A 25756-nucleotide genomic window follows, 5' to 3' on the forward strand; every position below is an offset into this window, starting at 1 on the left:
ATAGTAGTATAACTTTTTTATTTTGATAATAGGGTTAAAAGAGATCAAAAAATTAAAAAGGTTAAATCAGTTCCATATATTGTCGTGGTTGTAATACTTTGTTATTCTTGTAATAAATAATGCTTATAAAAAGATTTGTATAAAAAATCACAATTTATTGATACATACTTAAATTTAACTAGTTCCTATGAAACTATAAAGCAACCTGATAGATTTGATATACTGAAAAAATGAGGAAGTGGATGACAATGATTGACATTCATAGTCATATTTTGCCTGGAGTTGATGATGGTGCAAAAACAATAGATGACAGCCTTGTGATGGCACAGGAAGCAGTACAACAAGGTATTCACACGATTATTGCAACACCGCACCATCAGAACGGCAAATATATTAATGTAAAGGAAGATATTGAGATTCATGTAGAAAAGCTAAATAAAGCATTACGGGAAAAAAATATTCCTCTTACAGTCTTAACAGGACAAGAAACACGTATACATGGGGACCTGATACAGGAATTAGAAGCTAGCAATATTGCTACACTTAATAATACTCGTTATCTATTCATTGAGTTTCCATTTGGATACATACCTCAATATGCAGAGCAAATGGTATTTGATATTCAAGTTGCAGGGTACAAACCAATTATTGTACATCCTGAGCGTAATCGCCAAATTGCAGAGAATCCCTCTACACTTTACAATTTCGTTAGAAAAGGTGCGTTGACCCAAGTTACTGCTGCAAGTCTAGCTGGTAAATTCGGGAAGACGGTTCAAAAATTATCCCATCAATTAATCGATTATAATCTAGCCCATTTCATAGCGTCAGATGCCCATAATACAACCTCAAGAGGATTTGTTATGAGGGAAGCCTATCGTATTTTGAAGAATAAGCATGGTAATGATACCTATTATATGTTCATGGAGAATGCACAGTTAGTTATTGATGGGCTACATGTACATCAAGACGAACCGGCTAGGATACGAAAAATTAGAAAAGTATTTGGACTATTTTAGAATAGAGCTATAAGTGAATTATCTATCCATGAACCTGTTAGAAGGAGTTGAATTATAGCAGTAGAACCCTGGCAATTAATTCGGAAGGGAGTTCAAACACTAATCGATATAGAGCAAGATTTAAAAGTGATCAAAGCGCGTTCTAAGATCATGGAAGCAAACCAATTGCGAATCAGTTACATATATTTAGGAAACATTGAGGAACTATATTAGTTGTATTTATAAGATACTTTGTATTAAAAAACGCGAGAAGGTAATTCAATTTTCAACGAGCTTGCTGAGGTGACACATTACGACTAATTCCAACAGATTCAAGACTTTTGTTACTTTAGTCACTATTATATGTGACTGTTTGTATAGTAAAATTGTTATAGTTAAGAAAAATAGGTCCAGAATAACAGGGAGCTAAAAAGGAAGTATTGGGATGAGAATTTGTTTACTTCAAGAAAGCAAGTTTTTTCTTTTACTTAAGGAACAATTAACTAAATACGACCATGTGTCAATAGTGACGAGATTACCAGCTGATGTCGTGTTATTAGATGATGAGAATTTTACAGAGCACGATGTGACTAATATAGTTCGAATTCTAGGAGAAGAAAAGATTATTCTAATCACGGATGAGTATGAAGAGCTAACTGTTCTACCGTTAATTGATGCTGGTGTCTGTAGCATACTTCCTAAACAGAATCTACTCTATGAAAATCTGGTTGCACTATTGGAAAAGATTCTAGATAATCATTTTTATATACCACAGAATATGGTCTATGACTTTATTAACCATATAGTTCGGATGAAACGTATAGAATATGATCAGTTCTCTGTACGGGCACATTTAGAATGTGCTTTCACATTAAAGCAAACCCGGGTTGCTTCACTTATGCAATATGGGCATTCCAATAGAGAAATTGCGTGCTTATTAGGGATGTCTGAAGGTAGTGTGAAGGTACATATAAGTCAGATTTATGCTAAACTTGGTACGAATAAACGATCAGCAGCTATCAAGAAGCTAGTGGAAATGTAATTAGCAAAGATTATTAAAGAAATAATTATTTAATGAGTTGCCGTAAAAAATGGGGGATAAATATGAAAACAGTAAAAAAAGCTATAATACCTGCTGCAGGTCTAGGGACTAGATTTTTACCAGCTACAAAAGCGATGCCAAAAGAAATGCTACCGATAGTTGATAAGCCAACTATTCAATATATAGTTGAAGAAGCAATTGAGTCGGGTATAGAGGATATAATTATTGTAACTGGTAAAGGTAAACGTGCTATAGAAGATCATTTTGATAATAATTTCGAACTTGAAGACAACCTTATGAACAAGGGGAAATTTGGATTACTAGAAAAGGTAAAACAGCCTTCTGAAGTCGATATCCATTATATTCGTCAAAAAGAACCAAAAGGACTTGGACATGCTGTATGGTGTGCAAGAAAGTTTATTGGGAATGAACCCTTTGCTGTGTTATTAGGTGACGATATAGTTCAAGCTGAGACACCTGCATTAAGACAATTGATTCAGCAATTTGAAATAATAGAATCGTCTATCGTCGGAGTGCAACAGGTTTCAGATAGTGAAACTCATCGTTATGGAATTGTAGATCCTAATACGATTGAGGGGCGGCGTTATCAGGTGAATAATTTTGTAGAAAAACCAGCTCCGGGAAATGCTCCTTCTAATCTAGCAATTATGGGTCGGTATGTATTTACTCCTGAAATCTTTGATTATCTTGATAGACAACAAATAGGGACGGGTGGAGAGATTCAATTAACAGATGCGATTCAGATGTTAAATGAGGTACAGAAAGTTTATGCTTATGATTTTGATGGTAAGCGATATGATGTTGGAGAAAAACTTGGCTTTTTGACTACTAATATTGAGTTTGGGTTACAGAATGAGAATATTCGTGAAGAATTAATCGCTTATCTAGTTGAAAAGATTAGTAACCTTACTGTCAAAGGATAAAGAAGGGTATTCTATTACAGAGGTAAGGGCGTAATCCTGCAATATGTTATTAGACATAAAATGTTTTATCTGTTTAAGAGTAATTTGGCTCTTTCAATAATACTCAGGAAATTTTCGTTAATTCTCAATAAATAAAGAGAAGAATTAACCAATTATTAGCTTTGATTAAAAATGTGAATGTAATTAATTATATCTTTTTTAAAATTTACATGTAAATGAAATAACAAAGGAATGTATCAGTATCCCACGATAGATAGAAAGAAGGCTCTCATGAAAAAAGTATTAATCATCTCACAGAATTTTTATCCTGAAATAGGTAGTGCAGGAAATCGAATGAAAAATATATATTTACTATTAAAACAACGGGGATTTGACGTAAAAGTACTTACAACTGAGCCAACTTATCCAAATAGAAAAATCTACGAGGATAATAAATTTTGGGATAATGATGGATTAAATGACGATCAAAATATTTTTCGAATCAAAGTGACTAATACTAAATATTCTAGAAGTCTAATAAATCGCCTAATATACTATTTAGAAGTAGCTATTAGAATGTTGGGTTATATTATAAAAAATAAAGGTGAGTTCAGTAAGATAATAGTAACTTCTCCACCGATATTTATAGGCATAGTTGGTTTATTTGCTAAAAAATACTATAATGCCAAACTAATACTAGACATTCGTGATTTATGGCCCGAATCACTAAAAGGTGTTGGCGTATTTAATAATCCTATTATAATTAGATTATTCAGAGTAATAGAAAGAGTTATGTATTCAAGAGCCAATGAAATTATCGTAAATAGCAAAGGCTTTATACCATATATTAGTTCAAAGCTAAAAGCGGGTGTGGAGAAAATAACGTACATACCAAATGGTGCCACTAAAGAAGAAATTGGTAGTAAAAATAATAGTACATTTCAAGTAATATATGCTGGGAATATTGGCTTAGCTCAAGATGACTCAATACTAAAACAGCTAGCAAAAGAGCTTTATCAAAGAAGAATTGGACTAACTATAATAGGATATGGTCTAAGAAAAGATAGCTTGATAGAATACTGCCAAGAGCATAATCTAACAAATGTCACATTTCTTACGCCGACCACAAGAGAGGAGAGTTTAAAAATAACCTCGGAACACCAAGTTGGAATTGTATCTCTAGAAGATAAGGATGTATTTAAAACAGTACTACCAGGAAAGATTATTGATTATATGACTTGTGGTATTCCTATTGTAGGATCTGTATCCGGAATTGCTAAAGAAGTCATCCTGGCTGAGCAGGTTGGTTTTGTTTCAGAAAGCAATGATGTAAAAGATTTAATCTATTATATTGATACCATAAGAGGGAATCCCTTATTACGCCAAGAAATGAGCGAAAATGGTAACCGTTATGTTCATAAGGATTTCTTATGGGAAACTAATATAGATCCTTTAATCGATATTCTCGAAAGCTAAGTAATGGAAACATTAGAATAGGATGGAAAACTAATGAAGAAAAATGTATGTATGTTTGTATGGAACCATTTTACAAACGATGCACGTGTATTAAGAGAGTGTACTGCTCTCTCTGAAAATGGTTATAAAGTCGATCTCATATGTATTCATGATCCAAGTGATAAATCCTTACCTAAATTTGAAGTTCGTAATGATGGATTTCGTGTATTTAGAGTTAGAAGGTATCCGTTTTTACTAGATTTGATGCAAGGTATGGCTAAAAGAATGATTAAAAACAAACTAATAGGTTTATTGGGACTAATGTTGTGGTTAACTGCTATATACTTTATTCCGTATATTTCTGCAATAATAACATTTTTAGCAATAATTTTATTGAAGTCAAAACTTAAAGTAGTCTGGATTAGAGGCAACATATTTCTCCGGATGATAGTCAGAGGTCTCCAACAAAAATATGATATCTATCATTCTAACGATTTAAACACCCTACCACAAGGTTATATCTGTTCGAAACTCCGCATAAAAAAGAAAAAGCTTGTCTATGATTCACATGAAGTCCAAACTAGTCGGACTGGCTATGATAAAAGTTTTTATGGAAAATCAGAGAAATTCTTTATCAAAAAGATAGACACTATGATAGTTGAAAATCATACAAGGGCGAAATATAACGAAGAATTATATGATTTTTACCCCAATGTTGTACATAACTACCCATTTAAACAAGATGATAATAGGGTGAAAAAGGCTCCTTTACATGACATACTTGATCTACCTAAGGAAGAGAAAATTTTACTCTATCAAGGAGGTATACAAGCTGGAAGAGGTTTAGAAAAATTAATTCAAGCTGTACCTTTATTTAATGAAGGGACACTAGTTTTTATTGGCGATGGAAGAATTAAAACAGATTTATTAAAAATGGTTGATGAAATGAATCTCCACAATAGAGTAAAATTCTTACCAAAAGTACCGGTGGAGGAACTCCCCAGTTATACAAAGAATGCTTACTTAGGTTTTCAAGTATTAAATAATACTAACTTTAACCATTACTCAGCCTCTTCAAATAAACTTTTTGAATATATTATGAGCGGTGTACCGATAGTAGCATGTAGTTTTCCAGAAATAAAACGAGTAGTTGAAGGAGAACAGGTTGGAGTGTGTGTTGATTCTCATGATTATGAGTCGATTGCTGAAGGGGTTAATTTCCTTTTAACAGATATAGAAACCAGGAAAAATATGGTTGATAATTGCTTTAAAGCAAAGTTTATATATAATTGGGAAAATGAAAAAGTTAATTTTTTATCCATTTATAGAGTATTAGTTACTTGAAAAAGGTGGTTTAATTATGAAAATACCCATAGACCGTATAGCTGAAGCTTACTTTGATCAAATGGGAACAAGCTTTGGGAAAAAAACTAGAAAAAGAATTCATTGGATTTGTGAAAATGCATTAGGGGAACAAATACTTGATGTTGGATGCTCGCAAGGTATTACTTCTATATTACTCGGGAGAGAAGGAAAGAAAGTTATAGGGATAGACCTTCTAAAAGACTCAATAGACTATGCTAAAGAAATGCTAACTGGTGAAGCAGAAGTAACAAAACAACATGTAGAATTTATTAATGGTAACTTTATTGATTATGATTTTAAGCAAAAAAAATTTGATAGTGTGATATTTGGAGAGGTATTAGAACATTTGACCGACCCAAAACGATTTGTAAGGAAGGCATACGATATTTTAGCTGAAAATGGACAGATGATAATAACAGTACCTTTTGGTATAAATGATTACTTTGATCATAAAAAAACTTATTATCTATATGAATTGTTAGAATTACAAATGGATTTATTTAGTATTAAACAAATTGAATTCTTTGGTAAATGGATTGGTATAGTACTAACTAAGGGTTCAAAAGAAAATTTGAAAATTGATCTAGAATTACTAAAAAGATTAGAACTGACTTTTTATGAGATAGAAAGAAATTATATCGAAGAATTAAATGTAAAAAGAGAAAGCTTGGATAAATTAAAAGATGTAAGACTGTTGAATAAACAATTAGAAAAGAAAATACTAGATAGCGGAAAAAGGGAAGAAAAACAACTAATTGAAATCAATAAATTAAATATTAAAATTTCAGAACTCGAAACTGAAATTAAAGAAACAACTAAAGTAAAAAATGAAAATATCCTTCTAAATGAAGAGCTTAATAGACTTAAAGAGAGCTTAGAAATTCAAAATACTAAAGTAGATGAGAGTAAAAATGAAAATAAAGAAATAATTGAATCTTTATCAATGGAGTTAGAATCTCATAAAAAAGAAATATCGAGATTAGAAGAAGATAGAAAAGCTACACAAAATAAATTAGAGATACAGAAGAAAGATTATGAGCAACAGGTATTAAGGTTAAAGAATGAAAATACTGAGACTAAAAAATTATTATTGGAAGCATATGAAAAAGAGGAAAAGTTATTAAAGAATCATTCTAAGTTAACTAAAATAAATAAAAGGTTGGAAGAATCATTAAATAATTCTGAGCAAAACTACTTAAATGAAAAACGTATGAAAATCAACTCTGATAAATTATTACTAGAAGCCTATTCTAAAGAAGAAAGATTGTTGAATAGCTACTCAACTTTGTTGAAACGGTATGATGCATTGAAAAATTCAAAACTTGGTAATCTTACAATTGGATATTGGAAATGGCGCAAAAAAAGAATTAGGAGGTAAGTAAGTGGACCAAAAGTCGATTCAACAAAGATTAAATACAATAAGTAAATTGAAGGAAAAATTAATAAAACAAATAAATGAAGATACACTTTTTCTTACTAAAAAACAACATGAACTAAATGGTGATAGTAGAGTTGTCAATGAAACAGTTAAAAAAAATGGTAAAAAAAATCAGTTGAGTGAAGAAGAAATTCAAAAGAAACTAGAATATTTAGCTTATAGAGATAAGGCTGCGGATATAAGCTTTATTTCTAGTGTAAAACCGCTATTAGACAAACTGCCTGAAAGTAATGGTAGTAGATATTACAAGAAAATAAATGTAAATATCGGTATCATAGCAGATGAATTTCTTTATAACTCTTTTGACGGAGTAGCAAACTTCTATTATATTACTAGAGATAATTACAAGGAATATACAGAAAAATTAGATATATTTTTACTAGTAACAACTTGGAAAGGTTTAAATATGGAATGGAAAGGGCTTGGGAATCCAAATATTAGAAGGCACAGGAAAGATATGTTTGAAATTCTTGAGCATTATAAGAGTAATGGGATAAAGACAGTTTTCTATTCAAAAGAAGATCCTGTAAATTATGATATTTTTATAGAATTAGCTCAAAAATGTGAATATATTTTTACAACTGCTGAAGAGGTTGTTGAAAATTATAAAAGGGATTGTAATAACAGTAATGTTTCTGTCCTTAACTTCGGAATTAATCCAACCTACCATAATCCTGTAGGAATAAAAAAGTTTAAAAAACGTAAAGAAGTACTATTCTCAGGCTCTTGGTATGATAAATATCCCCATAGAATAGAAGATACAAAAAGGATTTTTGATGGTGTCATTGATAGTGGTAAGGATTTGAAGATTATAGACCGTAATTTCGAATTAAAATTGGAGAGACACTTCTTTCCTAAGGAATATGTGAAATATGTTTCACCGGCTGTGGATCATAATACATTGCAAAAACTCCATAAGCTTTTTGATTGGGCGATTAATTTGAATTCTGTTAAGTATAGTAACACTATGTTTGCAAACAGAATTTACGAACTTCAAGCATTAGGTAATATCTTACTATCAAACTATAGTGTAGGTGTAAATAACAAATTTCCTAATGTTTTCTTAATAAATAATCAAGGTGAAGTTAAGGATATTCTGAACGGATTTTCAGAAGAAGATATTTATAAACACCAAATCTATGGTGTACGAAGAGTTATGACAAGAGAAACAACCTACGAGAGAATTAAACAGTTGTTAGTGACTACTAATACTCCTTTTAATAACAATGATAGATCCATTGCGGTTCTTATTAATAAAAGAACTGAGCGAGTAGTTAATAGTTTTAGTAAACAAAGCTATCAGAATAAAGAGCTAATTCTGATGTCAAATTTTAATGAAGAAATCAAGGCTAAGTTTGATATGATTACTTTCTTTGATGAAAATAAAGCCTATGGCGAGTTTTATTTAGAGGACATGATTAATGGTTTTAAATTTACAAATTCGGACTATATCACGAAGAATTCCTATTATGATGGTGATAAGCTAGTAAAAGGAATTGAACATGATTATGTCGACAGAATTGATGATAAGCATAGAACAGTCTTTTGGAGTAATGCTTTCTCCATTAATGAATTGTTAGAAATGGACAAGCCGTTGTATAGGGAGAACGGATATAGTATCGATCATTTTGAGTTTAATAATTGCCCAACTAGAGTTGAAGTAGTTGATAGAAAGTATAAGTTATCGGTTATTATCCCAACGTATAATAATGGTGAGCATTTACTAAATAAATGTTTTAATAGTCTTAAACGAAGTAGTATTTTCGAAGAAATGGAATTAATTGTGGTAGATGATGGTTCAAGTGATAAAAATACAATATCAATTATTAATAGTATATCTAGTAAATATTCCAACATGAAAACTTACTTCTACAATGATGGAGGAAGTGGAAGTGCATCAAGACCAAGAAATAAAGGCATGGAACTTTCTACATCCCAATATGTAACATACTTGGATCCTGATAATGAAGCAATAAATGATGGGTACAGCAAGTTATTAAAGGAAATTGAAAAAGGTGATTACGATTTTGTAGTAGGTAATATGCTTAAAATTTCGGATAGGGTACAAAACTTTGATTACTATAAAACAATGATACAATTTAATGGAAGTGAAGTTATTCATAAAAAGGATATAAAACAATATCTAATAAATACATCATTTAAAGCAATGAGTATTCAAGCATTGGTACTGAAAAAAGAACTAGTAATCAATAATTCTTTAAAAATGGTTGAAGGGGCAATTGGACAGGATACTTTATTTTTTCAGGAATTGTTAATGAATGCTAAGAAAGTAAAAGCAATTAATTTAGATATTCATATCTATTATGCTGCTGTTTCTGGTTCTGTGACGAATGTTATCTCTAAGAGCTTTTTTGACAGATATTTAATTCTTGAGAAAGAGAGAAAACATTTTCTTGAACAACATGATCTTCTAGGTGCTTATATTGAAGAAAAATTCTTTTTGTATTTTAAAAATTGGTATCTAAAACGTTTAAGAAAAATTAAGAAAGAAGATGTAAGTCAATCAATTGATAAACTATATGAGATTTATGAACTATATAGGGAATATTTAAACAGGTATGATGAAGACTTAACTGATTTTGAAAAGTTATATATGCAAAGAGACTTTGACAAATTAATTAATAGATTTAAATAATAAATAAGAAATGGGGAGAGTATTATGAAATTAACAACAGTGGGGTTGGGGTATATTGGGTTACCAACTTCAATTATGTTTGCGAAGCATAATGTTGAGGTAGTAGGCGTAGACGTAGTACCAGAAGTAATAGAATCATTGAATTTAGGTAAGATTCATATTGAAGAACCAGGACTTCAAGAAGCGTTAGAAGAAGTAATTGAAATGGGGACTTTTAAAGCTTCGCCTACACCTGAGAAAGCTGATGCATTTATCATTTCGGTGCCAACACCAAATAACGATGATGAATATAAATCAATGGACCCAACATATGTAGTAAGTGCAGTTAATTCTATTATTTCCTACTTAGAGAAAGGCAATGTGGTAATAATAGAGTCTACAATTGCTCCAAGAACAACAGAGGATATAGTAAAGCCTATTTTAGAAGAAGCAGGGTTTATTATTGGTAAAGATGTATATCTAGTACATTGTCCTGAGCGAGTACTACCTGGACAAATTATGTATGAATTAATTCACAACAACCGAATCGTAGGGGGAATAACACCTGAATGTACCGAAGTGGGGGCAATGGTTTATAGTACTTTTGTTCAAGGAGAAATTATTAAAACAAATGCGAAAACCGCAGAAATGTCTAAATTAATGGAAAATACCTTTAGAGATGTTAATATAGCTCTAGCAAATGAGCTAACTAAAGTATGTAATGAACTAGATATTAATGCGTTAGACGTAATTGAAATGGCAAACAAACATCCAAGAGTAAATCTACATACACCTGGTCCAGGTGTAGGTGGACATTGTTTAGCAGTAGACCCGTATTTTATCATTGCTAAAGCTCCAGATACAGCTAAACTTATTAATCTATCAAGAGAAATAAATACATCTATGCCTAACTATGTTACTGAAAATGTAAATAAGCTTATGGAACAAGTAGAGGGACAGATAGTTTCTATATTTGGACTAGCTTATAAAGGAAATGTAGATGATATTCGAGAGAGCCCCGCTATGGAAATTTATGAATTATTAAAGGCAGAAGGTAATTATGAAGTAAGAGCATTTGATCCACATGTACACAAAGATTTTGTTGAAGAAAATATGGAAGATGCAATAAGAGATTCAGATTTAGTACTTGTATTAACAGACCATAATGAGTTTAAAGAAATGGATTGGAGTAAGTTTGATATTATGAAAAATGCTAGAATCCTAGATACTAAGAACATAATTTTAAACCCTGCAGATAATATTCAATATATGAATTTTGGAAATCTCCATAAGTTTGTTAAAGAAGAGACAATTCTTGTATGATATCAGTTTTTTCAATCTTAAAGGAGCAGGTGATTCATTTTCCATTAATCTTTCGCTTGGCCTTTTATGAGATAAAAAGCAAGTATCAAATGCATTATTTAGGAATTATTTGGCAATTCCTTAATCCTTTCATTCAAGTGTGTGTTTATTGGTTTATTTTCGGGATTGGATTGCGTCAAGGGGAATCTGTTGGAGATATACCTTATATTATCTGGCTGCTTACAGGGTTAATACCGTGGTTTTTTATAAGCCCTTCAGTTGTTCAAGGTGCAAACAGTATTTATAGTAAGGTTAACTTAGTTTCGAAGATGAAATTTCCAGTTAGTATTTTACCTACAATTACTATTATAAGTAATAGCCTAAACCTTATTGTTATGCTTGCTATTTTTGGAATAGTTGCTTGGTACTATAATATTAGTTTGAGTTTGCATATTGTTCAACTTCCGTATTATATGCTTTGTTTATATGTGTTTTTATTTGCATTGACTTTGTTATCATCAACTATCTCTGCACTTATAAGAGATTTTCAGTTGTTAATACAATCTATAATGCGCTTGTTATTCTTTTTAACACCAATTTTATGGAGTATTGATAGGTTTCCAGAACAATACCAGACAATTTTAAAATTAAATCCATTTGCTTATATAATAAATGGCTTTCGAAATTCTATATTAGAAGGAAATTGGTTTTTTAATGAGCGGAGATATATGTTTTACTTTTGGTCATTGACTTTATTGATATTATTTATTGGATCTATATTACATGAAAGGTTTAAAAATAAATTTGTTGATTACTTATAAGCAATTAATTAAGCAGAGCTTGTTTTATAAAATAGATGAGCTCTGCTTAATTAATGGAAAATTTTAGATTTTAATAAATTCATTCGAATATTATTAACTTAATTTTAAGAGATTTTCAGTTAATAATATTGTACGCATTAATCTATTAATTTGAGGAAGTAAGGGAATCCGTTAAGTTTAATATATCGTGTACAAATACAGGTAGGAGTAGAAACCCTCTGAAGAGATAAGGGGTTGCATTAATAATGAGAATATTATTTATGTTAATAAAAAGTTGATTCTGACAATGAAAGTTAATTTATATTGGTTAAGTTAGTTAGATAAAACAGGTTAGAAAGTTAAGCATTAATATAATATCCAGTTGGGGAAGGTTATTAGTATCGTAACGTAACTATAAAGAATTTTTAACCATCAACTAGATACTTATGTTATATTGAAAATAAAAAAGCATCAGTTAGGGGATCTAATAAATTATGAATTTCGAGGAAACATTAATAGACATAAATGATTTAAAAGATTATAAAATACCATCTTCTTCAGATCCATTTATTTTATCAATTAATAACAATAAGGTAAAATTTGAATTCTTAATTAAGAATATAGAAGAGGCGAGTAATATACTTATTATGGGGTCAGGTTCTTATGATCCAAATAAATTTAACCCGCCTGTTTTCCAACGCCATGCATGGATAGAAGACTTTTCACATACAGTTATTATCTATAATGATCCTACGCTTTATTTAGGGAAAATTACAATTGGTTGGGGTAATGGGACAGAGGACCGGCATTATTTAAAAGAGGTATCGGAAATTTTGGAAATCCTTTTGGGAAAATTAAATTATAAGAATGAAAACACATACTTTTACGGAAGTTCCGCTGGTGGATTTATGTCCCTCGTATTATCTGGTTTCTTAAAGGGATCGACAGCTATTGTCAATAACCCGCAAACAGTTGTTGCAAACTTTTGGCCTGTTCCTGTTAGAGAAATGATTGAGGCTAGTTATCCTTCTATGGAGTTAGAAGATGTTGTAAGTCGGTTTCCAGAACGAATGAATGTAATTGAGTTTTATAAATCGATTAATTATGTTCCGCCCATCAATTATTTACAGAATGTAGCAGCAACACGAGATGTTGAAAAGCATCTGATTCCTTTTATTTCCGAAATAAATACTTTATCATCAGAAATTTTCACTAAAAACGTTAAAATTGAATTATATTCAGATGAAGAAAAGGGTCATAAACCTGTATCAAAGAAAGAAACTATTAAATATATAGAAAATATCATAGCTGGACGATGAATTGGTCAATTACTTAAAAGCATCCTAACGGGTGCTTTTTATTATGTGTGTGGTTCTGTTTATGGGAGTTGAGTAATCACATTATTAGGCCTCAATTTATCTAATAGCTTGAAATCTGCTAGAAATATAAGTATTTACTTACTTGTTAATATATGTGAATATAATTAATAGTGAATAGTCTAAGGGAGGATTTGTATTGAATTCATACTCACATTTGCTGTTTAAAAGAGGATTTTTGTTAACGGACTCTTTACATTTAGAATTTAAAGATGAATTAACACAAAATACTGTTGGTAAGTGGAAATTATATAATATAGGGAAATTCAGATTGTATTATGATGGTTGTTTACCTATGTCAGTTGTAGAGAACAACAGATATAAGGTTGCCTTACTTGGTTTAGTACTTAATCCGTTTGATGAGGTAAATGACATACACTTAATAGCCAAAAAACTATTATCTAAAATGAAAAAGGGCGAAGAGGAATTCTTGGATTACTTAGATGAACTTTCAGGAAGGTTTGTAATTATTACCCAAACCCCATATAAAACAGAAGTTTATAATGATGCGTGCGGAACGCGTACAGTGTATTACAATACTAAAGGTATTGGAACTACAATATCTTCTCATTCAAGTATAATTGCAGATTTATTTGGGTATAAAAAATCTAAAATTGCATCTGATATATTAACCAGTAAAGATTTTATAGGTCGAAAATACTTACCTGGTCTAATGTCTCCATATGATGAAATTAAGCCTCTAAGTCCAAATACCAAGTATCATATTGAGAAACGTTCTGTAATAAGAATTTTTCCTAGAGATCCATTACCTGAAAACGTAGACACAGAAGAACTCGTAAGTGACCTTACTTCCATTATGAGAAAACAAGCGAGTTTGCTGTGTGAAAATCATAAAATCAGCATTTCTTTAACAGCGGGACTCGATAGTAGATTAACTTATTCTACCTATAACAGTATTGATGGCGATATTAACTACTTTACTCATATGAATATTAATTCCACAAGTGCGTATAAAGAAGACATAAGAATCGGTTCCGAATTAGCAAAACTAAAAAATGTACCATATACAATTTATGAATACCCGTCTAACAATAATAGAGATGAAATTTCAGACTTTAAAGTAGTATGGGAGAAAAACTTAGGATTTAATAGAGGGTCGATGCTACTCTATAAAATGTACGCTGATAAATTCCCGGAAAACAGGGTGCATGTAAGATCTAATATTGCTGAGATAGCTAGGGTGTTTTACAAAAACAGAACTGAAACTTTAAACCCTAAAAAATTAGCAAGATTATATACTAGATCTACAATTGGACAAGATCCTCATGTGATTTCTAGCTTTCAAGACTTTATTAATACTGCCAAGTTTAGAAAAGATAATTTTTTTAACTTTGAATATCAGGATTTATTTTACTGGGAGCACAGAATGCCAATGTGGCATAGTTGGATAGTAAATGAGAGTGATGTTGCCTATGAAACCTTCGTTCCTTACAATAATAGAGTTTTACTTAAAATGATGCTCTCAGCGCCTTTTGAAATTAGAGGATCAGGAGAATTATTTGTTAGAATGATAAATGAAATGTGGCCAGAAACGCTTCAGTTCCCAGTAAATAAAGAAATTATGGTTTAAGAAACTTCACAACAATCATACTAAATTAAGTATAAAATTAGTTGTAATAAGGGAATTTACTTTTATCCAACTGCTCAATTTGAGGGAAGAAGAATAAAAGTTACTAATTTACTAGTTAATTTTTTTTAATTGTGCGCTAATAATAAATGAGCAGTTAGTAAATTGTTGTTTAATATATATATCCACTCAAGAGTTTTTTATTGATTTCGAAGGAAATGAATGCATGATATAATTAGAACCTCTCACTTTAGAGACAAAAGACATCAAACGTATAAAGGTATTGGTCGATGCGTAATTTGAATCATGATTGGAAATGTGGAAATTATGTTTTTGTAATATCTAATAAATAAATGATTAAGTGGGTAAAAACTATGAAAAACCTAATTTCAATTTAGGAGATTATGAAATACATAGTGAATTAGCTAAATATTTTCCGTCTTTTTCAGAATATATTTAGATTTAATATTTTAGGAGAGAGAGGATTAATTAAGGACGTTCTACTACATTCAAATGAATGAATTATGACCGATAGAAAGAAGGAATAGCCCAAACCTTGTTTAGTACCGACCTTTGAAAAATAATTGTAAATCTATTTATCGGAGATTACTACCATTTTGGGTATGGGCTATTTTTATCTATATTTAAATAACTAAACTATACTCTTGCCCTTTAATATTGATTGTCAAAACATCATTATCCTCGTTAACACTTACATTTTCAAGTTTCTTTTCACCTTTATCCAATAAAATTGCAGTTAAAAATTTCACATTAGACCCTTTGGTAGAGAATACAATTTGAGTGTTATCAATAATCTTACCAAATTTTTCTGAAATTACAGCTCTAGGAGTTTCTCTATCGCCATTAAATTGTTGTACTTGACCAGTTTTTATAAATTGCTTGAATACTATTTTACTGTTACTTGAATTACAAACAACTTTTTCTCTATTCTTACTTAAAACTTCTATATGTGGTGCAAGATTAAAATTTTGTTGGAATATTCTAACCTCATTACTAATTGCTTTATCGTAAATAAGAATAATATCTGGCTTGAAAAAAATAATTGATCTCTCTAATGAAAAACCATCATAGCCTTTATGAATCCCTTTAACATAGTCATACAATGAATTAGAGGAATAATTTACTGTTTTTATAAGCTCTTTATTTTCGTGAGGTGGTTTTATTTTATAATTTTTATTTTTCTGTATTATGGTAGAATGTGATTGTGGAGACAAAATATATTGTCTATATTTATCATATAAATCATAATTATACTGGCCTGAATCAACTAGTATATCTTCCCCTTTATAATACAAATTAATCGATAAATCGTCCCTATGTTTATGTGTTTTGCTTCCATACCCACATATAAAGGAAAGCCAAGTACTGTCTAAATCATTTTTATTTTTACTTTGCATAATAGTTATTCCAGCTTCAGAATCATGAAATGATTTAAAGGTCTTTTTAACGTTTAATTTGCTTAAAGCAGTATCACCAATAGTTGGTAGATATCCATTAGGCTTTAATATGTATTTCAGATAATTCTTAGTCATTTTTAGTTTTTCACTAATATCATCACCAAGTGTTAGATTATGTTCTATAAGGAAACCTTGAATTTTTTCGAACATAGTTTTAACCATTTTATGATAAGCTGGAGAATTTTCTAAATGTACACCTTGGAAGCTAAAGTCTCTTAGAAATGCATCTCTTACACGTAGTTTTGCTTTTTCGAACCATCTTGGAGATTCATCATGATTATTAAGGAATACTGACAAGACTAACAAGGAACGATCAACCATAATTCCATGATTGTTTTTAACATAATTCTTATCGTCGTATAAAAAATGCCCATGTTGAATTAAGATGTCAGCAATTATTGATTCGTCGATATTAATTTCATTCTTAGATAAGTTAAAGAAATAAATAATATTTAGTGTCCTATTAGCTACTGTGTGATCTACCCATTTATAAAGATTTTCATGTTTATCAGTTTTGATGTATAGTATCCAATCCAATAATAAAGTATAAGCTTTATACAAATAGATAGTCTCTTTGGTTTCTACAAAAGCATCACATAGATAACTAATTACATTTAAAGTTTGTATGTATAGTTGATATGTATTAGCTGCATTACTATGTTGATAATTCCAATCGATTTCCGTACCAAACTGAATCTTTTCCAGATTTCCGAGAAAGAAAAATTCATTTTGTAAAATACCATCTGCTATCTCAATGCTCTTATGACTAATCTTAGTAGTTTTAATCAGTTTCTCAATCGGGATTTCCTGGTAATAATCAAACTGATTGTTATGCTGTGTAAGATACTGAACCTTCTCCACATATTTTGGAACAGCTTGTTTTAATTCTAGACATAAAGTTTCTTTAGCACTTTTTTGCATGGATTAATTAGCTCTCCTATTCTTATGATTGACTTAATTCAAGTTATTTTGATAGATGAGTATATGTTATCATGTTTTTATTACTTATTCCAAACACTACATATATTTATAAAGTACTTATCGCTTTTAGTATATCGGCATATATACTAAATAGTTTAGAAACAGTAACCTAGTAATAGTTATGTGATATAATGTTTTTTGCAATCTATCCAATTAATAGAATATGATTTTTCTAGAATTATGGAGGTCCAGAATGAAACATCCAGTAGTGACGTTTAACAATGTTTCCAAGACATATAATTTATTTAAAAAAAAATCAGACCAGCTGTTAGCACTATTTTCTATAAATAAAGGTAGAAGGAGTTTTTCTGCCTTATCTAATATATCTTTCGAGGTTTTTCAAGGGGAAACTATTGGAATAATTGGAGTCAATGGTTCTGGTAAATCAACACTTTCAAGTCTTCTAGCTCAAGTTACTCCTCCTACTTCTGGTGAAATAAAAATAAATGGAGAAACTTCATTGGTTGCAATCTCAGCGGGATTAAATAACTTTTTAACTGGATTTGAAAACATTGAGTTAAAATGTCTTATGCATGGTTTGACAAAAAGTGAAATAGACAAACTTACTCCTTTAATTATCGAGTTTGCTGACATTGGCGATTTCATTAATCAACCGATAAAAAGTTATTCAAGCGGAATGAAATCTAGATTGGGGTTTGCTATATCTGTTCATATTCAACCAGATATATTAGTAATTGATGAAGCTCTATCGGTTGGAGACTCAACATTTTATCAAAAATGTTTAGATAAATTTGATGAGTTTAAGAAAGAAGGGAAAACTATCTTCTTTATTAGCCATTCACTTTCGCAAGTACAATCTATATCTGATCGAATCATGTGGTTGAACTTTGGACAAATTCAAATGTTTGATAATAAAGAAATTGTAGCGAAAGAATATAGTAACTTTATTAATTGGTTTAATAAATTGGATAAAAATGAGAAGAAAGAGTATAGAAAAAAGATGCTTGAAACTCAAATAGAGAGTACTCCGCTCAATTTTTATAGAGATAAAAGACTGGGTAAGAAAGAAAACATATGGAAAAACTTTAATGTAAGCTTTCAATTTACTTTAATTCTAATATATTTTATTATTGCTACTGTATTAATGTTTATAGACAATCCTATTAACATTATTCATGGAGAAAAAACTAATAATGGAAATACTGAAGAAATAATTGGTGATGAAAAGGAATTAAATAGTAATTTAGAATCTAATTCAATAGAGAGTTCCACGGTCGAGAAAAATGGTTTCATCATAAGTGGTGATGATGTAAGTGTATATAGTAATACGAATCTTAGTAACTTGGTAACTAATCTTCCTTTTTCTACACAAGTATACATAATAGAAGAAATTAATGAAACAATTTACAGAATAGAATTTCCAGGTGGTATGGGTTACATTGAAAAAAGTAAAGTAACTCTTTTGGATGAAAATGACTTAATAGTAAATATTTCTTATGAGGACTTACTGCCTTTATTACCAACTTCTTTCCAAAACTCCCATAGATTTTTCTTTAGTTTCCTGGACGAGGATATCGAATCTATAAAAGGGTCCTTACAAGGACTGTCAGATGAGTATCAAAATGATAATGGAGAAGTTGTTATTGAGTATGGACAAGAAGGGGTTTCGTATCAAATAAATAATAATTCTCGTGCATATGCGATAGAGATAAGTGACATTAATTTGGAGAGCGCAGAGGCTGAGTGGGTGTTATCTAATGCTTCATTAGTTTCTTATGAAGAAGACTTTCTTTTTTATCTTACTAATAGTTATAAGATAGTAGTAAATGTGGAAGAGAGAGTAATAAGATTTGAATTGTTACAGTAATAACTATTATAATTTTAAGGTGAAATTTTTCAGAGCCTCGCTAATATTAATCTAAAAAAATACAATTTATAACTTCATTAATAAGGATGCGTCTTTTTGATATATCTAGTTTGATATAATTTTGATGAAGTGTAAAATAGTCCACATCGGGAGTGTAAACTAAACTGCTCTTACTTCGCAGTTTAGTTTTTTTTATTGCTAAACTATAAATGGATGGGAAGTTATTTATATTAGAGAAAATGAAACATGATCCAAAATTAATGGAGTTAGTAATAGAATTATAGGACAATACAAATTGAGTCCTTACAAGACATGCAGAATACACTAATAGATATATTTAATTCTATGTTTGAAGCAATGTTAAAAAGGAGAAATGAACCATCACTTAGGCAATAACTCAAACGATAATGGGGAAAAACAACACAGAATAGGCGATTGGGGACGGAAGAAAAACGGTGAAAACGAGTACTGGCGAGAGCGAAACGGCGGTACACCCTTTCACCAAAGAGACAACGAATACATTACAAAAGAATAGTTTCTTCCTCAATAAATTTATTCAATATAATAACATATGGGTGTTAAGATTACAGTTTGTTGAAACTAGTTGATCTATTAATCTTTCTAATAAAGAACATGAACCTAAAAAAACATAGGAACCTCAGTAATTGCACAAAATTACTTAAGCAGTTGGAGTTTGTTCCAAACGGTGGGGCATCTCTTCATCAACAATAGCTTTTTCATAGAGTATAGGTTTTAAAGGCATAGGAATAACCGAAGATTTAACTTGTATTGCTACTCTCTAAATGAAATTATTACTAAAGAATAAAGTGACTTTTGTCTTTTACTTTTATCAATAGATAAAATGATAATAAGAATTTCACTTGAAAAAATAAAAGACTAATGATGATAATATATTTGTTTCATAGGATCAAATCCCCACAATGTATAAATTTGGTAAAATGCTCGATGAATAGTTATATAGCGATGTTCTAAGCATAGTGAAGTAATATTTTCTCACAAGATCCTCAGCCCCCAAAACCACGAGGCGGGACAAGAAACCTGTCTCCGCGTCCCATCTATTTCTGAAACAAAAATGAATTAATAATAGCAAAGTATTCCCGAATATGCGTTTGAACAAGAATGTGTTTTGGTGTTTTGGATGGTGCTGCATATACGGTAAAACCAACTCGGCTACCAATCATTTTGGCCCGAAACATATGAAAATCATTCGTGACAACAATGATTTCTGGATTTAATTCAGAGGGCGCGAGTAGTTCCTTCGAAAAAAGAAAGTTCTCATGTGTGCTCGTTGACTTATCTTCTACTAAAACATCCGTTGGTTCTACCCCAAGAGAAACTAAGTACCTTTTCATTGCTTCACCTTCGGAAATTTGCTCATTGTAATCCACTCCTCCAGAGGTCACAATAGTGGTTGGATTCTGCTGATAGAGTTCATACGCTTTATTTAATCTCCTTTTTAATGTTGGAGATGGTTCTCCGTTAATCAAACCAGCACCAAGTACTAAGATTGGAGCATCGGAACTGGGAGGTGGATCTTCTTGTGCCTGATACATTAGAATTTCGAGAAACACAATCATAACTACAGATAGCACGATAAGTACTGTGAGCATGTTTCGTAGCCACTTTTTCTTTCTTATAAAAGAAAAAAATCTTTGATGAAATATAGCTAATAATAGAAAGATAATTCCCATCACCGTAATAACGATAATACCAAAATCAATATTCCCACTTACATAATAAAGGGAAAAAACATAAAGAAAACAACTAATTGCCAATAGGCCGAAAAGAATAGACATAGGATACAACCTTTCGTAGTTTACTAGAATATATGTTAAAGAATATGTAGATCAGGCTAATAGTCCCTATTTATCTCTAAATTGGTCATGCATAATCTCTTTATAGTATTCCGCATAACCAACCATTCCCAGTTCCTTTGCTTCCCTAAGCTCTGTCTCTCTGTCATAAGGGACACGTACAAAGTTAATCGAATTCGCCCCATACGAACCATCAACGATGACATAGGTAGCGTCCACCACATCTAAACCGACACTTCCAACATTGCAAAGGATTCCAATATCGTAGGTTCTAAGCCAGGTCAGGTGAATATCACCATAAAACACCATATCAGGCTTACGAGTGGAGTGAAGGGATTCGGTTTCTTCACTATTCTCAAAAAGGGACAAACACTTTTCAGTTGGATGATACTCCGGGGCAATTCGTTCAAAAACGCTCCTCGGTGATGCATGGAAACAACGTGCTAGTTTGCCGTTCAATTCAAATTCAATATAGAAAGGCAAGGAAGCAAGATACTTATAATCCGCTTCTGTTAAGCGATTCTGAATCCAATTAATCGATTCATGATCAATCTCATCCCGAATAAATACATCCCAATTACCATAAATAACTTGATCGCAATGCTGTTGAACAAGTTCAATACATTCCGAACCACGTGGCCCCTTTCCAACCAAATCCCCTAAGCAAAATATCTGATCAACACCACGCTTTTCAATATCTGCAAGAACCGCCTTTAGAGCCGTTAAATTACCATGAATATCTGAAATGATAGCAATCTTTGACAAACTAGCTTCCCCCTTTGATAGCCTTGATTTTAGTTTATACTAATTTTTGGAAAAATTGAAGAAGGGACAGAGGTTTAGGTTTCTCGTCCAGTAGGACAACTAACCTATCCCTATGTCCCACCGTTTACTTCGCCTACCCGAATCAATTATAATGTATTAATTAGGAGGGGATGGTTATTCAACACGAGAAACATTATGAGGTTATGAAGAATCCAACAGGTAAGCAGCGGTTAGGGTTGGCCTTTTTGCTTGGTCTGTTATGTATGTTAGGGCCATTTAACATAGATATGTACTTACCGAGCTTTCCAGACATTGCCCAAGATCTGAATGTCCAACAATCACTTGTGCAGTTAAGTTTAACTGCATGTTTAATCGGCCTTGCTGTGGGGCAACTTATTGTCGGACCAATTAGTGATGCAAAGGGAAGAAGAAAACCGATATTATTATTTATTAGTTTATTTGCTTTAGCTTCTATTCTTTGTGCACTTGCACCGAATATTATAGTTTTAGTGATTGGTAGATTTCTACAAGGATTTACTGCATCAGCTGGTATTGTTTTGTCTCGGGCTGTTGTACGTGATGTCTTTACTGGTAAAGAACTTACGAAGTTTTTCGCATTATTAATGGTTATAAATGCAACAGCACCAATGGTTGCGCCAATTAGTGGTGGTGCATTATTACTTTTACCATTTACTTCATGGCATACGGTCTTTATCTTTTTAAGCTTACTGGGTGTTGCAATAGTTATTACCGTAGCTTTTAAACTAAAAGAAACGTTGCCAGAAGAAAGACGACAACCTAGTTCGATTGGAAATTCGCTAAGAACGATGGGGAGTTTGTTTCTTGACCGTTCGTTTATTGGTTATGCTATTGTTGTCGGCTTTGTTCAAGGGGGAAGTTTTGCTTACGTTGCTGGAACACCATTCGTATACCAAGGGATATATCATGTTTCACCACAAGTATTTAGTATTTTGTTTGGAATAAATGGGTTAGCTATTATATCAGGAAGTTTTTTAGTTGGACGTTTGAGTGATATTTTTGAAGAAAGAAGCTTACTTCGTACAGCAGTATTAGTCTCCGTTAGTGCGAATGCAGTCTTACTTTCGATGGCTATTCTAAAAGGACCGCTATTTATGATTGTTATACCGATATTTATTCACATGATAACGATTGGAATTATTTTAACGAGCACATTTACATTAGCAATGAAAAATCAAGGTCATCGTGCAGGAAGTGCCAGTGCTTTATTAGGCATGTTTCCTCTAGTAATTGGGGCAATCGTAGCTCCCATTGTTGGAATTGATGAAACAACAGCAATTCCAATGGCAGCTATTCTATTTAGTTGTTCCTTCATAGGGTCCATCGCATTTTTTGCATTAACTAGAAAGTTGGACAGCCATACAGAAAGTGCTGAATTAGTTGCAGAGGGTTAAAGTATTGAAGTGAAGCATAGGGGAGGTCCCTGTGCTTCACTATTTTTATTAGGGGGACAGTCCCTCCCTGCTTAAGCGGTAAATCGTTGAGGGGATTGTCACCTCTCATCAACTTCTAATCTTCTTCTCGTTTTTCTCTAATTATGATGGTCTAAAGTTAAGATATCGAATATGAAGGAGGAAATTAAAATGAATAAGAAATTAGTTACAGGTGTGTTGATTATCGGTTTATTATTAAGTGGTACGACAATTGCAGCAGCAAACTTGAATGATAATGCAACAACAACGAAGAAAGATGATACGGTGAAAACAGAAGTAGTGAAGGAGAAGGAAGGGATAATTTCCCTAGAAGAAGCGATAGAAATTGCATTAGCTGAACATGATGGATATGTGGAAAGTATTGAGTTAGAGAGAAAACGTGGTAAAGTTTATTACGAGGTGGACTTCGAAAACCCCGATGTGGATGTATATATTGATGCTTCTACCGGTGAAGTATTACGAGTGGATTGGGATGACGATGATGATCGTTATGACGAAAACCATAAGCCAAACATGGAGAACATTATATCAATAGAAGAGGCGAAAGAAATTGCTGTTGCTGAAGTTGGTGGAAAGGTTATTGAAATCGATCTAGATAAAGATGATGGTCGATATGAGTATGAATTGGAATTAAGAACAGATCGTGGCGAAGCAGAAATTACGATTGATGCGGAGTCTGGAGAAATTGTAGAACTGGAATTAGACTAACGTACCCATGGTTCCGCCAGAAGAGTTTGGCGGAACCTTTCTACTGCATTTGTTTATGAAATTAGTAGGGTTTTATAATTGTAGGGTTACTAATAAAAGTCATGAAATAGCGTTCTTATAGCAATAATAGATAAACAACCGCCAACCAAGTGAAAAATGGATTCCCTGAGAACCGGACTATCCACTTTTGTGGTTAATCATTCAATTCCAACGTCTCATTGATATCTGTTGATTTAGAATCTTGCCCGGTCAAGCGTTTATAGTAATAGGCAATCTTCTTTATAAGATTGCCGCTTTCCCAATATTCTGCTGCTTCCGCATTGACTTTTAACAGGATAACGTTAGGATCATCATACGAAGTTTGCATGATTTTCTCGTGTACTTTGCTCCAATATTCTTTTTTCTTATCTGTATCTTCCACGATTTCCGCCTTTCCACGGACGGAAACATAAGATTTACCTACATATGCTACATTAACATCTTGGTTATGTAATATTTCCTCATATTTATCTGTCGCTTTTTTAGTGAAAAACCATAAGTCACCGTCAAATTCTACTTCTTGTGTTTTCATGGGACGAGAAACAAGCCCTTCTTCCGTAGCCGTAGTCAACATGGCCGTGTCTACATCTCTAATTAACTCTCTTAAAGTTTCAATTTCTTCTTTCTTCATCTTGTTAGACATTTTTACCACCTCTTTCATGGTTATATACTAACCTGGATACCAACTTTTATTCAGGTATTACGGATTACTAAACATACGCTTAGATCTTGAAAATGTTTGATCTTTTCCTGTTATACTTCTAGTTTTATTTTGTGAATATTATGTTATTATGGAAGTGATAAAAATTATGGGTTCATTTTTAGTCTTTGTTCTGATTATTTTAACCGTTGTGATTGATTTTTATTGGTTGGATATAGATCGTAAAAGATGGGGTTGGATGAATAATTGGTCTAACAGGAATAAAACATTATTTTTAATCGGTTTTATTGTAGTTTCCAGTTTGATCTATTTCGGCTTGAGTACTAAGTACCTTAGGAGAGGATAGATGTACCTTGGACCCGGGAGGTGATGGGGGAAAGGACCGTTAGACCTGTCCCTATGGTCCATCTTTGAGATAGACGTTATGAAGCTAACGAAGCAATTTAGTGAAAAAGCAATTAGTAGAAATATTTTAATAGTTGCACCCCAACAAAGTTTGGCGAATTTCTTGGTTCCTCCTAATAGTAATATTTTTATATTTTTGGGAAACAGGTCTTCGTTCAAAAATTGGAAATGGATTGTATAATAATCGAGGGCGATTGTTGGAGTGTTGAGCAACTTATATGGTTCACGTGGTCCACGAAAATATCAAGTAGAAATGAGGAATGAACCATGAAGATATTAGCACTATGTAGAAGGTCTCGAACGAAGAACTTTATAGATAGATCAACTTACAGAGGTGAAGTCGTGAAATATACTTGCCCTTGCTGTGGTTATAAAACATTGGATGAAGAACCACCAAACACTTACGACATTTGTGAGATTTGTTTTTGGGAAGATGATGGCTACCAATATAAATATCCTGATGAAACAGGCGCCAATTATGTTTCCTTTAGGGAAGCACAACAAAACTTTATTAAATTTGGAGCTAAAGGTAAAAGAAGTCTAAATTTTGTAAGACCTCCAAAGAAATCAGATAGGAAAGACGCTAATTGGAAACCGTTATAGTGTATAATGTTTTTCTTGTTCAACTATTTCTTATATTAGTGGGACTTTTTTATAAAAGAGTA

Annotated in this window: 19 protein-coding genes and 1 pseudogene; 16 read left to right on the forward strand and 4 right to left on the reverse strand. The window is 31.8% G+C overall.

The features are described from left to right. Window positions 1–248 precede the first annotated feature (248 nt). The 11 genes from KGF86_RS03775 to KGF86_RS03825 all read left to right on the forward strand — a co-directional run bounded on the left by KGF86_RS03775 (window position 249) and on the right by KGF86_RS03825 (window position 14922). Window positions 249–1016, forward strand: coding sequence for a tyrosine-protein phosphatase (locus tag KGF86_RS03775; protein WP_211741213.1), 768 nt, complete (start codon window positions 249–251; stop codon window positions 1014–1016). Between the two features lie 424 nt (window positions 1017–1440). Beyond that, window positions 1441–2037 (forward strand): LuxR C-terminal-related transcriptional regulator, encoded by a 597-nt coding sequence (locus KGF86_RS03780; RefSeq protein WP_186868402.1) that lies wholly within the window; start codon window positions 1441–1443, stop codon window positions 2035–2037. Window positions 2038–2099: 62 nt separating this feature from the next. After that, complete coding sequence (gene galU / locus KGF86_RS03785) at window positions 2100–2981, forward strand: UTP--glucose-1-phosphate uridylyltransferase GalU (protein ID WP_186868403.1); 882 nt, start codon at window positions 2100–2102, stop codon at window positions 2979–2981. Window positions 2982–3251: 270 nt separating this feature from the next. Beyond that, window positions 3252–4436: a glycosyltransferase family 4 protein gene (locus tag KGF86_RS03790; protein ID WP_211741159.1), complete on the forward strand. Its 1185-nt coding sequence runs from the start codon at window positions 3252–3254 to the stop codon at window positions 4434–4436. 33 nt (window positions 4437–4469) lie between these two features. Continuing rightward, on the forward strand, window positions 4470–5759 hold the full coding sequence (locus KGF86_RS03795) for a glycosyltransferase (protein ID WP_186868405.1): 1290 nt from the start codon (window positions 4470–4472) through the stop codon (window positions 5757–5759). Between the two features lie 16 nt (window positions 5760–5775). Continuing rightward, the gene (locus KGF86_RS03800; protein WP_211741160.1) at window positions 5776–7158 is read left to right on the forward strand and encodes a methyltransferase domain-containing protein; all 1383 of its coding nucleotides are present in this window, start codon (window positions 5776–5778) and stop codon (window positions 7156–7158) included. A gap of 4 nt (window positions 7159–7162) precedes the next feature. Then, a complete protein-coding gene (locus KGF86_RS03805) occupies window positions 7163–9874 on the forward strand; it encodes a glycosyltransferase (protein WP_186868407.1) in 2712 nt (903 codons plus the stop codon). A 24-nt stretch (window positions 9875–9898) separates the two neighbouring features. Then, window positions 9899–11176 (forward strand): nucleotide sugar dehydrogenase, encoded by a 1278-nt coding sequence (locus KGF86_RS03810; RefSeq protein ID WP_186868408.1) that lies wholly within the window; start codon window positions 9899–9901, stop codon window positions 11174–11176. Then, window positions 11173–11976, forward strand: coding sequence for an ABC transporter permease (locus KGF86_RS03815; RefSeq protein WP_186868409.1), 804 nt, complete (start codon window positions 11173–11175; stop codon window positions 11974–11976). Before KGF86_RS03810 ends, KGF86_RS03815 begins: the two co-directional genes overlap by 4 nt. A 473-nt stretch (window positions 11977–12449) precedes the next feature. Then, complete coding sequence (locus tag KGF86_RS03820) at window positions 12450–13274, forward strand: glycosyl transferase family 2 (RefSeq protein WP_186868410.1); 825 nt, start codon at window positions 12450–12452, stop codon at window positions 13272–13274. A gap of 196 nt (window positions 13275–13470) precedes the next feature. Continuing rightward, the gene (locus KGF86_RS03825; protein WP_246521275.1) at window positions 13471–14922 is read left to right on the forward strand and encodes a hypothetical protein; all 1452 of its coding nucleotides are present in this window, start codon (window positions 13471–13473) and stop codon (window positions 14920–14922) included. Between the two features lie 641 nt (window positions 14923–15563). Here KGF86_RS03825 and KGF86_RS03830 read toward each other — a convergent pair. Further along, a complete protein-coding gene (locus KGF86_RS03830) occupies window positions 15564–17318 on the reverse strand; it encodes a heparinase II/III domain-containing protein (RefSeq protein ID WP_211741161.1) in 1755 nt (584 codons plus the stop codon). A 253-nt stretch (window positions 17319–17571) separates the two neighbouring features. Between KGF86_RS03830 and KGF86_RS03835 the strand changes: the two genes are divergently transcribed. Continuing rightward, entirely contained in the window at window positions 17572–19206 is a 1635-nt protein-coding gene (locus KGF86_RS03835; protein ID WP_186868412.1) for an ATP-binding cassette domain-containing protein, read from the forward strand. A 209-nt stretch (window positions 19207–19415) separates the two neighbouring features. After that, window positions 19416–19697 (forward strand): annotated as a pseudogene (locus KGF86_RS19650) (transposase); the annotation flags it as partial. A 585-nt stretch (window positions 19698–20282) separates the two neighbouring features. Here the strand turns inward: KGF86_RS19650 and KGF86_RS03840 are convergent. Continuing rightward, on the reverse strand, window positions 20283–21023 hold the full coding sequence (locus tag KGF86_RS03840) for a YdcF family protein (RefSeq protein WP_186868413.1): 741 nt from the start codon (window positions 21021–21023) through the stop codon (window positions 20283–20285). 66 nt (window positions 21024–21089) lie between these two features. Next, the gene (locus KGF86_RS03845) at window positions 21090–21806 is read right to left on the reverse strand and encodes a metallophosphoesterase family protein (protein ID WP_211741162.1); all 717 of its coding nucleotides are present in this window, start codon (window positions 21804–21806) and stop codon (window positions 21090–21092) included. Between the two features lie 170 nt (window positions 21807–21976). Between KGF86_RS03845 and KGF86_RS03850 the strand changes: the two genes are divergently transcribed. Next, window positions 21977–23239, forward strand: coding sequence for a Bcr/CflA family efflux MFS transporter (locus KGF86_RS03850; RefSeq protein WP_186868415.1), 1263 nt, complete (start codon window positions 21977–21979; stop codon window positions 23237–23239). A gap of 189 nt (window positions 23240–23428) precedes the next feature. After that, window positions 23429–23986 (forward strand): PepSY domain-containing protein, encoded by a 558-nt coding sequence (locus KGF86_RS03855; RefSeq protein WP_211741163.1) that lies wholly within the window; start codon window positions 23429–23431, stop codon window positions 23984–23986. A 193-nt stretch (window positions 23987–24179) separates the two neighbouring features. Here the strand turns inward: KGF86_RS03855 and KGF86_RS03860 are convergent, their stop codons facing one another. Beyond that, window positions 24180–24668 carry a pyridoxamine 5'-phosphate oxidase family protein gene (locus tag KGF86_RS03860; protein ID WP_211741164.1) on the reverse strand — a complete coding sequence of 163 codons (489 nt, stop codon included), beginning with the start codon at window positions 24666–24668 and terminating at the stop codon, window positions 24180–24182. A gap of 765 nt (window positions 24669–25433) precedes the next feature. On the opposite strand from KGF86_RS03860, the gene KGF86_RS03865 reads away from it, so the two are divergent. Further along, window positions 25434–25694 (forward strand): CPCC family cysteine-rich protein, encoded by a 261-nt coding sequence (locus KGF86_RS03865; protein ID WP_186868488.1) that lies wholly within the window; start codon window positions 25434–25436, stop codon window positions 25692–25694. Window positions 25695–25756 lie beyond the last annotated feature (62 nt).

It is taken from the genome of Ornithinibacillus massiliensis (assembly GCF_018310345.1).
Classification (GTDB): Bacteria; Bacillota; Bacilli; order Bacillales; family Amphibacillaceae; genus Ornithinibacillus; species Ornithinibacillus massiliensis.